Source organism: Streptococcus sanguinis, from assembly GCF_020729765.1.
In the GTDB taxonomy this organism is placed as follows: domain Bacteria; phylum Bacillota; class Bacilli; order Lactobacillales; family Streptococcaceae; genus Streptococcus; species Streptococcus sanguinis_Q.
The window spans coordinates 36,808-52,140 of record NZ_JAJEPD010000082.1 but is presented as its reverse complement, the minus strand read 5'-3'; the positions used below and the strand labels follow the sequence as shown (position 1 = coordinate 52,140).

Genomic DNA, 15,333 nt, shown 5'->3' with positions numbered 1-15,333 from the left:
CACCTCATTATCGTCAATAAACCCGAGGGGATGAAAACCCATGCTAATGAACCAACAGAGCTCGCCCTGCTTAATCATGTTTCTGCCTATGTCGGTGAGACCTGCTATGTCGTTCACCGGCTGGATAAGGAAACCAGCGGCGCTGTCCTCTTTGCCAAGAACCCCTTTGATATCTAGGTCAATACCTTGGGCACTTGCATATTGCTCCATTTTTTTCATCAGGATACTCGTGGACATACCCGCTGCACATATTAATAAGATTTTCATTGTCTTTCTCCTTCTCTATTGGAATACAGTTCAATCATCTCAGTGATAAGGTCAATGGCCAAGAGACTCGTCATAAAATGATCTTGTGCATGAACAAGCAATATACTCAACTGATGACCGTTTCCTTGTGCTTCTTCCTGCAATAAATCTGTTTGGGAATGATGGGCTTTTAAAATAACACTATTTGCCTCATCCATTAATTCCTTAGCTGCATCAAATTCTGCTAGTTTTGCTTTTTTTAGTGCTTCAAAAGCTAAGGATCGGGCTGCACCAGAATTGGCAATTAAGGACATGGCAATAATCTCCGCTGAACTATTCCATTCTTCCATACAAACTCCTCCTTTCAATTTGACTTCTTACCCAAAGTTTACTATAGCTCTATTCTACTGTCAAAAGCGTTTATATTTTCTTAATATACAGTTTTCTAGCTTAGTGTATCCATTTTCAAATGCCATTCATACTCAATTTATTATAAAAAATTTAAAGCAACAGTTTCTTGCGTGCTTCACCTCTGGTACTCTGYTATTTTYAARTAGKTCCYTTAATATATTTTAGWACCTATCGTAAAATTAGTGTATAAAAAWTAATCGTTTTTTATGATAATGTATAACACAAAGCTAAAGAGTATAAAAAAKCRYTAAAAWMMGTCTCATTTCCCTMARGGGGTTACTTTCCACAARGGCTTATTATATACTTAATTTATGAARATTATTAGAGAACTCCAAGTCACTTCAGATGAATTTTATGACTTCTTGGAAAGCGAGTTTCTGAATCAAATCAATCAAACTGACAATCAAATAAAAAAGATAGATAGGTTAAAGAAAGGACTTCGTTACTCAAAATTGTCAGACAATGTCTATACCAAGACTGATTATGAGATTCTGGACTATCGTCGCCATGAAACCTATGTCATTCAAATCTCGTCCCACAGTGAAAAAACGATTACTTCCTACAAGACCAAGCCTTGCTCAAAAGGGCTTGAGGTTACGCTAGAACAAGAACAAAATAAATTGACAAAAAATTCAAAAAGCAAGCTCATCAAGTGGATGGGAGAGCTTCTCTACTTTGGTCGCCTTTCGGAAAATCTTTATAAGATTCAAGGGGAAATCGAGAAGGCCAGAAAAGTGAAAACTCAGTAAAAAGCAAATCCAATCCATACCTTCTTTTCTGCGCCCAGATTTTTTATGACTCGCAGATATTCAGATAGTTCAAGGAGTAGATTATGAAACAAGGCATCACACCTCAATATTGGAAACAAGAAAACAACGGTCGCTATTTCACTAAAGAAACTAAAATATTCAGCCCTCTGCCTATTTTGACTGATACCTTACGGGCTCATCCAATAGCAAGAAATGATAGACAACTAGCTTTCCCTGCCATTCATTTCATAGAAGGGATTTCCCGAGAAGTCGGACAAGAGGTCATGCAGTCCTTTTCACTTCCCTATCCATCCGACCCTGAAGCGCACATCGTAAAGATTGCTCAAGACGGCATTTTCGTTTATGCCTTGTCCCAACGCGGCTTATTTTATGGGGTCATTTCAATTATCCAAATGTTGCAGGATGGCTACTTACCTTATGGCTTGGCCTACGACGAACCCGTCTGTTCCGAGCGTGGCCTCAAGGTCTTTTTACCATCTCGTAAGAATATGGATTTCTTCAAGCAATTTGTGGATATGCTTGCTTTCTTCAAGTACAATACCCTCATGATTGAAATCGGCGGTGCTATGGAATATAAAAAACACCCTGAAATTAATCAAGAGTGGATTAAATATTGTGCTGATATGGCTGAATACTCTGGCAAGACCAAAGAAATCCAAGACTATACCTTCCCTTGGTACAAGAATGCCATTCACATGGAGAATGGTGACGGGGAGTTTCTAAGTCAAAATGATGTGAAAGATCTGGTCCTCTACTGCAAGGAACGATTTTTTGAAGTGATTCCTGAGGTTCCCTCTCTTGGCCACTGTGACTATCTGATGCTTGGTCACCCAGAAATCGCAGAAATCCCTGAAGATCCTTATCCGGATACTTACTGCCCATCAAATCCTGCCTCTTATGAACTCCTATTTGATGTTCTGGATGAAATCATTGAGGTCTTTGAACCTGAAGTCATCAATATCGGACATGATGAATACTATTCAATTGCAATGTGTGAGCGTTGCAAAGGGAAGTCTGGAGCAGACATCTTTGCAGAGGACATTATCAAGATTTACGACTACCTTAAGCAGAAAAATGTCCGAACCATGATTTGGGGAGACAAGTTACTGAAAAACGCTATCGTTCCTGATGCAGGGCCTTTTGGTGGAGCAGAAATCATCATGTACACTCCCCAGTTCAAAAAAGATACAGGCAAAAAAGTTGGCATCATGCCGGCAACCTGGCAGGCCATTCACCAGATTCCCAAAGATGTCGAGATTCTCCATTGGCTCTGGAGTTTGGATGAAAAACTGGAAGATGAAGTCTTGGAAGAAGGCTTTAACATCCGTTATGGTAATTTTGAAGGCTATCTCTTTCCACATTGGGCTGAGCACTTGAAGAAGGGCAGCAAGGGAGCTATCATCTCCAACTGGAGCACTTTAAATGAGGTAATCCTGCAGAGAAATGTCATTTTCTTCGGCTTGGCCTATGCTTACGAGATGTTTTGGAATCATGACTATCGCGATGAAGACTATGCAACTATCCGTGATAAAACCTTATCATATCTCTTCCATTACCACTATCCTGACCTGCAAAACCACTCGCGCAGCCTTGAAACACTCGCGCATCCTAGCTGGATTGAAATTGGCTATGCTACAGACTATTTTGTGGAATACCAATGGTTTGTTGATGGCGTCTTCCCTGAAATGGAAACCTATCAAATCGGCAATATCCTACTAACCTATGCTGATCAAACCGAGTTCACTGTTCCTATTATCTTTGGAGAAAACATTGGCAAAACAAGTGTTAACTGGAAACGGTCTACCAATACTAACCCTCTACCTGGCGAACCCATCTATAAGGTAGATGAGCAATTATTTGAAGTCTCGCTTAGCACCAAACCTTATCAAAAAGACGGCCAGACTTTCTTTGCCTTTCCAATCCAAAATCCTTATCCAGAAAAGGAATTGAAGAATGTAGAGGTTCAAACAGAAGCTAACAAAGATTGTCAAATTTTTGTTGATCAAATTGCCTATTATCACTAAATTTGAGGCTTATTTCAAGCTATCAGGTAGAAAGAGCGAAGTTTATTCGAAATCAGAATCATCCAATTCAAAAAAACCAGAAACTTTCTAGACATCAGGTTACTGGACATACTGATTGCTTATCCTATTTGAAACGAAAGGAGGTGGGAGAGTGAGTGAAAAGAAAACATTTCTGAAACAATTCTTACGTCTCAGTCTACCGTTTTCTCTTCAATTTCTACTGGCTAGCGCTGTCAATCTAGCTGATGTTGTCATGATTGGACAGCTAGGGGAAAAACAAATCGCAGCTGCTGGTGCTGCCAACCAGATTTTCTTTCTCTTGACTATTGTACAGTTTGGTATCGGTAGCGGAGCTTCTGTCTTCATGGCGCAATACTGGGGAGCCCAGCGAATTGCTGATATGAGAAAAACCTTGGGATTAGTCTATATGCTGAGCGGACTCATCTCCGCTTCCTTTACCTTAGTCGCTTTACTTTTTCCCAAGCAACTGATTGGTTTTTATATTCATGATACCGAAGCTATTCAGTTGGGCGCCCAGTACTTATCTATCGTCTCCTGGACCTACCTGATGACAGCTATTACAACTTCTCTGGCTACTATGTGTCGCTGTAGTAACGAAGTTTTCTTACCAACTCTTGCAAGTCTCCTATCCATGGCGACCAATATCATTGGCAATGCCGTCCTTATTTTTGGACTGATTGGGTTTCCTAAACTTGGACTAGTTGGTGCTGCTATTGCCACCTTTATAGCTCGATTGCTGGAGCTTTGCTGGTTAGTCTTTGGTGTCTATCGAACAAGGATGGCTGGAGCCGCTAGCATAGCTGAACTCTTTGCCTTTCACAAAGACTTCGTTTATCAATTTTTGAAAAAAACCTTACCAGTCGTCTTCAATGAAGGCGCTTGGTCGCTCGGAACATCGATTGGCTTGGCCATTATCGGACTATTAGGTACTGAAGTTGTGGCCTCTACCCAGATTGCTAGCGCCATTGCCCAAATTGGTTTTGTCTTCGTACGTGGTGCAGGAAATGCCGTAGCTGTTATGCTAGGCAATACCATCGGGGAAAACCAAGTAGAAAAAGCCTTACAAGATGCCAAGCGCTTCTTACTTTTATTACCTCTCATCGGGCTCATCGTCAGCATCCTACTCATCTGGGCCATGCCCTTAGCCCTGAAACTCTACAACTTAAGCAATCAGACAGAGCAGCTAACCATCCTGATGATTCAGTTAAATGCCCTGTTGTTTATCCCAAAAGCTTTTAGTGTTGTTTTAATCGTTGGGATTTTACGTAGCGGAGGCGATACCAACTATGCCTGCCTGCTAGATATTTTACCTGTTTGGCTCTTCAGCATTCCACTTGGCTATGTCCTAGTTAGCCTGCAGGCTCCCATTTGGCTAATCTTTCTTGTGATAAATGGCGAAGATATTCTCAAACCAATCTGGGGCATCCCTCGTGTCTTCTCAGGGAAATGGCTGCATAATCTTGTGCAAGAGCACATGTAAAAAAGCATCTAAATCACAACATTACCACAGAAATCGGAAATGTATATCCCGACTAAAAAGGTAATGAGAGTTAGGTGCTTTTTTATTGGTTTGCGACTCCAACTTACAATTTTATAATTTGCGCAGCATCTGAATTAAAACACTGACCTCTGCGTCATCTACAATAATCTTAAAGCTTCGCTCCACCGTTCGGATGATTTTCCTAACGTGCTTATAATCATCAGGGAATTTTTCGATAACACCAGCAATTTCTTTACTACTCTTCTTCAAGCATTCTCCTGAAAGGGTCCGCTCCACTAGACACGCAATATGAACAAACAAACCTATTGTTTGCTCCTCTGTCAGCTGATAATAAAAATCAAATTCATCTAAAATAGCAGGAAGAATCTTTTTAATCTTAGCTAAGGAAGTATAGACAAATTGATCTTCTAAAAATTGGTAAACTTTCTCATAATCGTAGCTATTGACAGAGGTCGGTACAAACATCAATAATTTATCTAGGTGCTCCTTGGGCTGCTCAAAAACATCTTTAATGGAAATGAAAGGGATACCCATAATTTGAGGGTCGAAAGTTCCAACAAAAGCATGAATTTGATASGTCTTTCTTAAGGCCATCACTTCMTCAATCAACATTTCCTTATTAGCAACTGACAAAGCAATGACACGGTAGCCCAGCTTTGAATACTGATCAAGATAGTGCTTGAGCTGAAGAGAACCGCCTTCGCTGGTATAACAGAGTGTAATGATGATTTTTTCCTGGTCCCGATTTTTATAAAGCTGATTCATTTCCATATGAAAAGCGTGAAAGACACTGTCAATATCATTTTCTATCAAACAGCGCCGTGCAATCCCCATGCCAATCATAGTAATGGGAATTTCAAATTCTCTGATTTTAATCAGAGTTTCTTCTCGAATTTTATCCAGCATTTCCTTAATCGATCCCATATCATAGAGAACGATGACCCCTAAACCTTGGTCTAGCTCCTCAATTTGCTCTTTTAATTTACAATAGCTTTCCTCTAGAGATTCTTCTAATAGAATATCAAAGCCATACACTTGGCTATTTTTAGTCAGCATCTTGGTTGACTCAGCCAAGGACTTGGCAACCCCTTTACCATGCAGAACGTAGAGCAAGATAGGTCGTAGACTATCTTGTTTCTTTTCGGATTCAATAATAAACATGGTTAGGATGACGATTTCATCTATTGGAACMGCTAGTTGAAATCTTGTTTCTAGCTGCCTAGCAAATTTAGAACATTGTGCATACTCTATTGGATAATCCCGAATCACTTTCACAATAGCATCATTATCCAACTGCCGATTTAAAGACCCTTTCTGCTTAAGCATCGCATTGACATGAAGGCTGATGCCGTAATACGCCGTCGAATTAAGCTCTATATTGAGTTCTTTTTGAACAGATAGAACAAAGGCTTGTACCAACTGGATTACTTCAGCAGAAACAATCGTCTCAAGCTGATTAAGATTTTCCAACTCATCTTCTTTCTTAACAAAAGGTTTGTATTCAATATAGCTTTGAATATAGTTTCTCACTGCCTCAAAAACATCATCCTGCTCAATGCCTCTTTCTGATAACTGAGAATATTCTGATTTAATTTTGTTATATAAATCATCCGACTCTTGCTCTGGAAAATCCAGCAATCCCAACTCCTTATCATAAATCAGCACCTTACGTTTGCCAATCAATTCATCAATTTTAACTACATTATGACCACCTAAATGCCGAATTCCTTGATAAGGAATGGGCAAATCGTCATTACTAAGTGTTAAATCTTTTAGATCCGACCTCAGACTTCTTACAAAAGCATTGGCACAAGCAGTTCGAACTGCATATTCTAATTCTTTTATATTGCTAATATTCGCTGATAGGATGAAGGAATGAATGACATCACGCGGCACTTGAATATCATGCGCGGAATTCTTTGATTCAATAGCTAAAAAGTAATTTAGTAACTCTAGCTTTTCACTAATCKGTCGATTCAGATAAGAAGGCAGCTGGATTACAACAGGAAGTTTATTGGATAAATGTTCAGATAGCTTAGCGCTACTTCCGATAATTACCAAACCTTTCTTCTGACGTCTCTTTTGTTCTCCTTCTCTGTGATTCAGCCAGGAAATCAATCTATTTTGATCCGCCGAAGATAGAACTTGTATGTTATCTATAAATAAAATTCCTTCTGCCACTTTCTCAAATACAGACTTCGTCGCCTCTGAGCCAAATAACAACTTCAGCAAATCATCCAGAACATCAATATAGTCTAAGCAGTTAATTTTTTCAAACAACTGAGGTTTACTAATCGCTTGATTTTGAATGGCAAACGCCATCATTTTATTAACGAAGTAAGTTCTACCAGAACCAATCTCGGATAAAATGAGTACAGGAAGGGCATAATTTGGGTATAGAATAGCTGCTTGTGCTAACTGGATGGCTGTTCGCAAACTGCCATTTTCACCTATAATGCTTGGAAAATCCAAGGGATTTTCCACAAATATCTCTTTTAATTGGTATTGAACTGGCCGTGTATTTCCTTTAACGAGTATCCCTTCTTTTACCAATTGATTCAAAATAGTGCTCACATTTGAGCGTTGCATTCCTAAAGCAGCAGCAATTACTTTCGTTTCAAGGCCTTGCTTATTATTCTTTAGTAATTCTTGCTCTAGATATTCTAAGACTAGTGTTTTGGCAACCTTCATATTCTACCTCACTGATATTTTTCTCCCATTATCGTCATTCAATTTATCTTATACTGCAGCTTGATTCACCTACTTAGAGCCTTAGAACTTACTCCCTATCATCCTGTCATTTCCTTATCTAAACATTATAAATTGAAGCAAGAGAATGATAGAATACATAAAAGCCAACTGTTAATGAGTGATATAAACAGCCGGCCTTTTTCTTTATCATTCAGGAATGAAATTCTTTATTCATTCTTTTATCAGAAAACCAAGTCGTAAGGGGACTCCAACTTGTCCGCTAGACTAGCTAGAAACTCCGCTGCGGGCTGACCATCTACGACTTGATGGTCAAAAGTCAAGCTGAGCGGCAGGAATTTTTGCTCGTAGACCTGTCCTTGGCTGTCAAGAGCCAGCGACGTTTGCAGGGCACCAACTCCTAAAATCGCCACTTCTGGTGTATTTAGGATAGGAGTGAAATACTCAATTCCTGATCCCCCGAGATTAGTAATACTGAAGGTTGAACCTGAGTAAAGAGCTGGATCCAAAGTTCCTTTACGAGCTTGATTGGCTTCCGTTTTGATAGCTAAGCCCAAGTCAGCCAGCGTTAGCTTATCCACGTGACGAATGACTGGCACCACTAGACCATCACTAAGTGCCGTCGCAATACCGATATGAATATCTTCTACTTCCTGATATTGACCATTGAAATACCAAGCATTGAGCTGAGGGTGATCTTTCAACGCCTTGGCAACAGCCTTTGTAAGCAGGGTTGTGATGCTGATTTCGCCATTTTCTAGTGGTGAAGTGACCTTATCCTTCATATCCTGCCTAAAGGCTATCAGCCGACTGATATCCACCTTACGATGCAAGGTCACCTGAGCAGATGTCTGGAGACTATTCATCATCCGCTCTGCAATAGTCTTGCGCATACCTGTCAATCCTGCACCATAGTCAACTTGACCAGCATGCTGAAGGATCGCAGAGCTATTTTCAGGTGTTTGGTTTGGAAGCGCCTCTGGTTTATAGTTTTCCACATCCCGTCGGGTAATGCGGCCCTTGCCTCCCGTTCCTGAAATCATGGAAATATCATATCCTTTTTCCTTAGCAATCTTGCGGGCCAGCGGAGTGATGAAAATACGTCCTTTTTCATTTTTTCCAACAGGGCTGGAACTTGCTGCCACAGTTTTTTCAGCTAGCTCTGGCTCTGAACCAACTGCTCCCTTATCACTTTCTGATTTATTCGCAGAGACTTCTTCCGTCTCCATACCTGGAATAGATTCTCCCGCTTCACCAATCCATGCAATTACTTTCTTGCAAGGGACAGTATCGCCCGCCTGACTGATAATTTTTAAAATCACTCCTGCGATTGGCGCCTCTACATCGCTGGTCAATTTTTCAGAACTGATTTCCAAGACAGGCTGACCAGCAGCTACGGTGTCGCCTTCCTTGACCAGCCAGTTATTAATCAGACCTTCGGTCATTGTTAAGCCTAGCTTAGGCATTACAATTTCTGTAGCCATACTTGCCTCCCTTCTATCTCTTCAGATCGTCAATCAATTCTGCAGCAACAGTCAGAACCTTATCAGCATTAGGGATATAGAGCTGTTCCAAATTCACTGCAAATGGTACCGGCACATTTGGCGCGCAGACGCATTTCACTGGGCCGTCTAGATAGTCAAAGCATTTGTCTGTCACAGCTGCTGCAATATCCGTCGCGGTGTTATTGTGAGGGTTTGATTCATCAACGATAATCAGCCGTCCAGTTTTCTTGACTGATTCAAAGACAGTCTCCTCATCCCAAGGAGCTACTGTTCTCAAGTCAATCACTTCAACCGAAATACCATCTTTTTCCAAGCGATCCGCTACCTCATAAGCAACATAAAGCATTTTACCGATAGTAACGATAGTGAGGTCTGTTCCTTCACGGCGGATAGCAGCCTTTCCAATTGGAACTGTATAATATTCTTCTGGTACCTCTCCCTTGATACCATAGAGAGTCTTATCTTCTGAATAAATCACGATATTGTCGTCTTCAATGGAAGCCAGCAGTAAGCCCTTAGCATCGTAAGGTGTTGCCGGAACGACTACCTTGATACCAGGAATGGATCCGAAGAGACCGTAATATGAACCCGAGTGTTGAGCTGCAGCCGAAGCTCCTGCCCCATGCATGGTCCGCATTGTCATAGGAACCTTGGCCTTACCGCCAAACATATAGCGCATTTTCGAGCCTTGCCCCAGAATGGCGTCAAAGCAGAAACCGATAAAGTCATTGAACATCAGCTCCGGTACTGGCCGCAAGCCAGTCAGAGCCATTCCGACAGAGGCTGACACGTATCCGTGCTCAGAAATCGGAGTATCAATCACCCGCTCTCGGCCGTATTTTGGCATGAGTCCCTTGGTCACACCCATTACACCGCCCCAAGCATCTTCGTTTTCTTCTTCCAAGTGCTTGATTGTTACACCGCCAGCAATATCTTCTCCCAGAAGGATTACGGTGTCATCTTTTGCCATTGCCTGATCCAGCGCTTCATTGATTGCTTTCATAAATAACAGTTGTCTAGCCATTTGATCAACCTCCTTCTATCAATCAGCAAATACATCTTCCAGCAGAGACTCGGAACGAGGAATCGGACTGTCTTGAGCAAATTTGATAGCTTCTTCTACATCCTTTCGAGACTCTTCTAAGATGGTATCAAGTTCCTCTTCGGTCAAGAGGCCATGCTCGATAGCGTAGTCACGGAAGACATCTAGAGCATCCACATCAGCCCAGTCTTTTTCTTCACCTTCCAAAGCCTTATACTTCTGCTCATCCCCTTCAAAGTGACCATGATCGCGATAGGTTACAGCTTCAATCAAGGTAGGACCTTCCCCTCTGCGAGCCCGCTCTACAGCTTCCTTGGCTACTTGGTAGACAGCGAATAAATCCTTACCATTAACCCGGATGCCAGGCATGTTATAAGCAGCAGCCCTTTCAGCAATGGTGCCAGATGCTGAAGAATACCATTGCGGTGTTGATTCTGCAAAGAGGTTGTTTTCATTGACAAAGATAACCGGCAGTTTCCAAATTGCTGCCATGTTGAGACATTCATGGAAATTTCCTTCATTGGCTGCACCATCACCGAAGAAGCAGACAGCCACACTATCAGTTTTCAAGTACTTGTTTCGCATAGCCGCACCGGTCGCCAAGCCAAATCCTCCACCAACCATACCGTTAGCACCAAGAATCCCCTTGTCCAAATCGGCAATGTGCATAGATCCGCCTTTTCCTTTTCCAAGTCCAGTCTCCTTACCAAAAATTTCTGCCATCATTCCCTTTAAGTCACCGCCCTTAGCAACACAGTGACCGTGTCCCCGGTGAGTACTGGTAATATAGTCCTTGTCTGTCAGATTGGCACAGACGCCCGTAGCAATCGCTTCCTCTCCAGCATAAAGGTGAACAAAACCAGGAATCTGTCCTGCAGCAAAGAAACGCCGGGTATTTTCCTCAAAATTACGGATATCCCACATGGTTTTATACATGGTCTTGGCTTTTTCTTTGGAAATCTGCTCCACCTCAACTTCGGTAGCATCATGGACTTTTAAATCGACTAGCTCTGATACAGCACTTTGGTTTCTTGTTTTGCTCAACTGTTGTGGTAAATCTTTATAATTTGACATATTTTTACCTCCTCATTAATCGTCCTGAACGAGTCTTTTAGCGACCTCTTGTATTAGTTCTGATGTGGTAGGATGAGCAAAAACTGTTTCAAGAACTTGATCCAGCGTTGCTTCAGCTTGCCTCAGCAAAATCAAATTCTGCAGGAGATCTGTACCGTTCGGACCAACGATGACTGCACCTAGTAGAAGATGGTATTTCTTTTCTGAGATTAGCTTGACATAGCCCTCTGTCTCACCTATAGCAATAGCACGCCCGTTATAAGAGAAAGGTAGCTGTTGGACCTGAACATCATATCCCGCCTTCTCAGCCTCATCCTTGCTGAGGCCAAAAGAAGCTACTTCAGGACTGGTGTAGAGCGAACGGGGGACACCGAGCGGATCAACTGCTTCTTCAGCTCTTCGGCAGATAGCTCTCACAGCTTTTATTCCTTCTGCACTAGCTACGTGGGCAAGCATATAAGATTCCAAGAGATCACCAATAGCATACACATGCTCTTTGGATGTTTCGTAGTATTGATCTACCTTGACAAAATTCCGATCTGTCAAAGCTAAACCCATATCCTGTGCTAGCTCTAGATTTGGTTTGCGGCCAGTAGCGACCAAAAGATGGTCAAAAGCAACCTGCTCATTCTCAAGCAAGACAGAATTACCAGTTACTTCCTTTATCTGCGCTCCCTGATAAATCATCACCCCCATTTTCTTTAATTTCTTTTGAATCACATGCCGCGCTTCAGCTTCTTCGGTCAAAAGAATTTCCGGCGCAACTTCAATAACAGTGACAGCAACACCCAGAGGAGCCATAGCGAAAGCTAGCTCAATTGCGATAACGCCACCTCCGATAATGACTAACTTCTCAGGAAGCTCCCTCAAGTCAAAAAACGTATCCGTCGTTAGATAGTCAACCTGTTTCAACCCCTTAATAGGAGGCACAAAAGGATAACTGCCAGTAGCCAAAATAACATCTTTACCACTGATTTCTTTACCATTGACAGAGAAGGTTCGGTCTTTGACAAACTTGGCCTGACCTTCTATATACTCAATGCCTAAAGACTTAAAGCTAGCATGAATTCCAGATTGCAAACTGGCAACAACCTGATTCTTTCGGTCTACCAATTTCTCAAAATCAATCCTTTCAAGCTTGCTCTCAATGCCATAACGCCTAGCTTCCTCCATTGTCAGCAGCCAATGGCCGTGCTGGAGATAGGCCTTAGATGGTATACATCCTACATTCAGGCAGGTTCCGCCGATAGACTTCTTTTCTACCACAGCCACTTTCTTGCCCAAACGAGCTGCTTCTTCAGCAGCCACATAACCGCCCGGTCCAGAACCGATAATCAAAATATCATAAACAGACAAAACAGGCCTCCTTTCATAAAATGCAAAGGGTGCTCCAACAATCAAAATGATTGCTGTCGACTATAGATACAAAAAGTAACTCATCATTTATTCATATACCAAAGACTCATTTCGGAATCTCAAGATACAGTCTGCTCTGAAAAAGATAAACCTCCTTTCTTCATTTTTCTTTGTCTATATATAGCAAGCGCTTTCTTTTTTGAGAGAATCTTATACCAAATAATTAAAATCCAGTTGCTCATCTTTCATACTGACATAAACTGTCATTTCAGTTGTTTCCTTATTTTCGACCAAATAACGAGCCAAAGGCGTTTCTAGATAGCGCATAATGCTTCTTTGAATAGGGCGAGCACCAAATTCTGGTTGGTAGTTTTTCTGGGCTAAAAAAGCGTAAACTTCTTCGCTCAGATGAAGCTGAATCTTCTGATGTTTCAACCTTTCCTGAAGTTGCCGAACCATAATTTTTACGATATTGATCATATCTTCTGCCCTAAGAGGGTTGAAAATAACCGTCTCGTCAATCCGATTTAAAAACTCTGGTCTAAAGCTATGTTGAAGCAAGGATAGAACTTCATCCTGCGTTTCAGAGGTCAGTCCCTGTTCACTTTTGAGACTTTCCAAAATCTGCTGGGAGCCAATATTGCTTGTCATAATCAAAATAGTATTTTTAAAGTCAATAGTACGCCCTTTCGAATCTGTCAAGCGTCCTTCGTCCAAGACTTGCAGCAGGGTGTTGAATACATCCGGATGGGCTTTTTCAATCTCATCCAGCAAGACAATTGAATAAAGCCTCCTACGAACAGCTTCTGTCAGCTGTCCTCCCTCTTCAAATCCGACGTAACCTGGCGGCGGACCAACTAAACGAGCTACGGCATGTTTTTCCATGTACTCAGACATATCCAGCCGGACCATTTCCAGCTCATTACCAAACAGCCGCTCAGCAAGGGCTTTTGCCAGAGCAGTCTTCCCGACTCCAGTTGGCCCCAGAAAGAGAAAGGACCCAATAGGACGCTTTGGATTTTGAATTCCTGCTCTCGAGCGCAAAATAGCCTCCGAAACCTTTTGAACAGCTTGGTCTTGCCCTACAATTCTCTGGCGCAGGAGCTTGTCTAGATTTAGAAGGTGTTCGCGCTCATTGTCCATGATTCCCTGCACTTTGATTCCCGTTATACGCTCTACTATACTAGCTATATCTTCACGACTGACGTCTGGTCGTTCAGTTTGCGCTTGACCTAGCTGGATTTTCTTAACAGCACACGCCTCATCAATCAAGTCCAGTGCCTTATCAGGCAAATAACGATCTGACAGATAACGAATTGAAAGACTGATTGCTGCCTGCAAAGCTTCGTCCGTCAGCCTAACTCCGTGAAAGTCCTGATAATTTTCCCGCAGTCCTTGCAGAATTGTCAATGCTTTATCTTGATCGGGCTCCTCAATACGAATGCGCTGGAAGCGCCCTTCCAAAGCTTGATCTAGCTCGAAGCTTTCTCGATAAGCAGCAAAAGTTGTGGTGCCAATGATATTAATCTGTCCCTGAGCCAAGAGCGGCTTTAAAAGATTGCCTGCATCAAGAGAGCCCTCTGTCCGACCTGCTGTCACGATTTGATGAATATCCTCAATATAAAGAATAATCTTCCCCTTAGCAGCCAGCACCTCATCCAAAACAGCCTTGAAGCGCTCTTCAAACTCTCCTCTATATTTAGTCCCGGCAATCAGTCCGCCTAGATTTAACTTAAAAACTTCCTTGCCCAATAAATGTTCTGGAACATCATCATCAAGCAGTCTGCCAACAAACCCCTCCATTACCTTGGATTTTCCAACACCTGGAAAGCCTATGAGAATGGCATTGCTCTTGTCTTTTCTGGAAAGGACACGGATAATATCATTGATTTCCTCTTGGCAGCCTATCACCTTCCTACCGGTCTGGTCTGCCAACCATTGATTAAAGTTAATTGCATATTTGCTCAGGGCTTGATAGCGACTCTCTTGACTGGAAGAGACTGCTCGTTTGCCTTGACGAGCCTTATTCAACTTTTTCGCAACTAGCTCCTTATCAATCCCTGCCTGCTTCAAAAAGACAGTTATCGGATTTCGCTGCTGATGAAATAGACTGAGAATCAGGTGTTCTACTGTTACTACCTCGTCCCTCAGTTCCGCCCTCTCGGCCTCCGCATCATCCAAAAGATTCTTGAGACGCTGGCTATACTGACGTCCAAATCGGTTCTTGTCCGTATGTGAAAATACAGGAATCTTGGCTAGTTCCTGGTTGATGACGCTGATAAATTCATTAATATCAAGGTCCAAACCGGTATAGAATTCCAAGGCAAAAGCCTGAGGCTGGGTCAGCACTGTCCAGACATGCGGAATGTCCACTTGATAATTGTGTTTTTGAATAGCTAATTCCTTTGCAGCATTTAGTACTTCTTGCAAAAGATGGGTATAGTGTTCGGTCATATAGTTCCCTCGCTTTTCTTCTGAAAACCAAAGACAACTGCAAACAATATTTTAAAAATTAACCTATTTTAACAAAAAACTTGATTTGATAATCTTATGTCTATTATACCATTTTCACAATCAATATACTAGAAAATATGTAAGCGTTTTACCGTTTTAATCTAATTTTAATAAAAGTTTGTGAAAAAAATAACACTAGCTTATCCTAAAAGGACAAGCC

At 41.8% G+C, this 15,333-nt stretch carries 10 protein-coding genes and 2 pseudogenes; 4 read left to right on the top strand and 8 right to left on the bottom strand.

The window, feature by feature from the left end:
* Positions 1-168, top strand: a pseudogene (locus K4H96_RS11010) (pseudouridine synthase); the annotation flags it as partial.
* Here the strand turns inward: K4H96_RS11010 and K4H96_RS11005 are convergent.
* Positions 160-267, bottom strand: a pseudogene (locus K4H96_RS11005) (PTS sugar transporter subunit IIB); the annotation flags it as partial. The pseudogenes K4H96_RS11010 and K4H96_RS11005 overlap by 9 nt on opposite strands.
* The gene (locus tag K4H96_RS11000) at positions 264-596 is read right to left on the bottom strand and encodes a PTS lactose/cellobiose transporter subunit IIA (protein WP_002895529.1); all 333 of its coding nucleotides are present in this window, start codon (positions 594-596) and stop codon (positions 264-266) included. The pseudogene K4H96_RS11005 and the gene K4H96_RS11000, both read right to left, overlap by 4 nt.
* 372 nt (positions 597-968) lie before the next feature.
* Between K4H96_RS11000 and K4H96_RS10995 the strand changes: the two genes are divergently transcribed.
* From K4H96_RS10995 to K4H96_RS10985, 3 genes are all read left to right on the top strand, one after another.
* Positions 969-1,406, top strand: coding sequence for a DUF3284 domain-containing protein (locus K4H96_RS10995; RefSeq protein WP_223336862.1), 438 nt, complete (start codon positions 969-971; stop codon positions 1,404-1,406).
* Positions 1,407-1,489: 83 nt separating this feature from the next.
* Positions 1,490-3,451 (top strand): family 20 glycosylhydrolase, encoded by a 1,962-nt coding sequence (locus K4H96_RS10990; RefSeq protein ID WP_223336861.1) that lies wholly within the window; start codon positions 1,490-1,492, stop codon positions 3,449-3,451.
* A gap of 115 nt (positions 3,452-3,566) precedes the next feature.
* Positions 3,567-4,952, top strand: a complete 1,386-nt coding sequence (locus K4H96_RS10985; protein WP_223336860.1) for an MATE family efflux transporter — start codon at positions 3,567-3,569, stop codon at positions 4,950-4,952.
* A gap of 111 nt (positions 4,953-5,063) precedes the next feature.
* Here the strand turns inward: K4H96_RS10985 and K4H96_RS10980 are convergent, their stop codons facing one another.
* From K4H96_RS10980 to K4H96_RS10955, 6 genes are all read right to left on the bottom strand, one after another.
* Positions 5,064-7,664 carry a PRD domain-containing protein gene (locus tag K4H96_RS10980; protein ID WP_227956528.1) on the bottom strand — a complete coding sequence of 867 codons (2,601 nt, stop codon included), beginning with the start codon at positions 7,662-7,664 and terminating at the stop codon, positions 5,064-5,066.
* 242 nt (positions 7,665-7,906) lie between these two features.
* Positions 7,907-9,166, bottom strand: a complete 1,260-nt coding sequence (locus tag K4H96_RS10975) for a dihydrolipoamide acetyltransferase family protein (RefSeq protein ID WP_223336858.1) — start codon at positions 9,164-9,166, stop codon at positions 7,907-7,909.
* Positions 9,167-9,179: 13 nt separating this feature from the next.
* On the bottom strand, positions 9,180-10,211 hold the full coding sequence (locus K4H96_RS10970) for an alpha-ketoacid dehydrogenase subunit beta (protein WP_223336857.1): 1,032 nt from the start codon (positions 10,209-10,211) through the stop codon (positions 9,180-9,182).
* 18 nt (positions 10,212-10,229) lie between these two features.
* Positions 10,230-11,303, bottom strand: a complete 1,074-nt coding sequence (locus K4H96_RS10965; RefSeq protein WP_223336856.1) for a thiamine pyrophosphate-dependent dehydrogenase E1 component subunit alpha — start codon at positions 11,301-11,303, stop codon at positions 10,230-10,232.
* Between the two features lie 15 nt (positions 11,304-11,318).
* On the bottom strand, positions 11,319-12,659 hold the full coding sequence (gene lpdA / locus K4H96_RS10960) for a dihydrolipoyl dehydrogenase (protein WP_223336855.1): 1,341 nt from the start codon (positions 12,657-12,659) through the stop codon (positions 11,319-11,321).
* Positions 12,660-12,869: 210 nt separating this feature from the next.
* The gene (locus tag K4H96_RS10955) at positions 12,870-15,113 is read right to left on the bottom strand and encodes an ATP-dependent Clp protease ATP-binding subunit (protein WP_223336854.1); all 2,244 of its coding nucleotides are present in this window, start codon (positions 15,111-15,113) and stop codon (positions 12,870-12,872) included.
* Positions 15,114-15,333 lie beyond the last annotated feature (220 nt).

Excerpts from the sequence above, each read along its gene's own strand:
- K4H96_RS11000 (WP_002895529.1), bottom strand. The coding sequence starts at position 596 with ATGGAAGAATGGAATAGTTCAGCGGAGATTATTGCCATGTCCTTAATT.
- K4H96_RS10990 (WP_223336861.1), top strand. The coding sequence starts at position 1,490 with ATGAAACAAGGCATCACACCTCAATATTGGAAACAAGAAAACAACGGT.
- K4H96_RS10975 (WP_223336858.1), bottom strand. The coding sequence starts at position 9,166 with ATGGCTACAGAAATTGTAATGCCTAAGCTAGGCTTAACAATGACCGAA.
- K4H96_RS10970 (WP_223336857.1), bottom strand. The coding sequence starts at position 10,211 with ATGGCTAGACAACTGTTATTTATGAAAGCAATCAATGAAGCGCTGGAT.
- K4H96_RS10965 (WP_223336856.1), bottom strand. The coding sequence starts at position 11,303 with ATGTCAAATTATAAAGATTTACCACAACAGTTGAGCAAAACAAGAAAC.
- K4H96_RS10955 (WP_223336854.1), bottom strand. The coding sequence starts at position 15,113 with ATGACCGAACACTATACCCATCTTTTGCAAGAAGTACTAAATGCTGCA.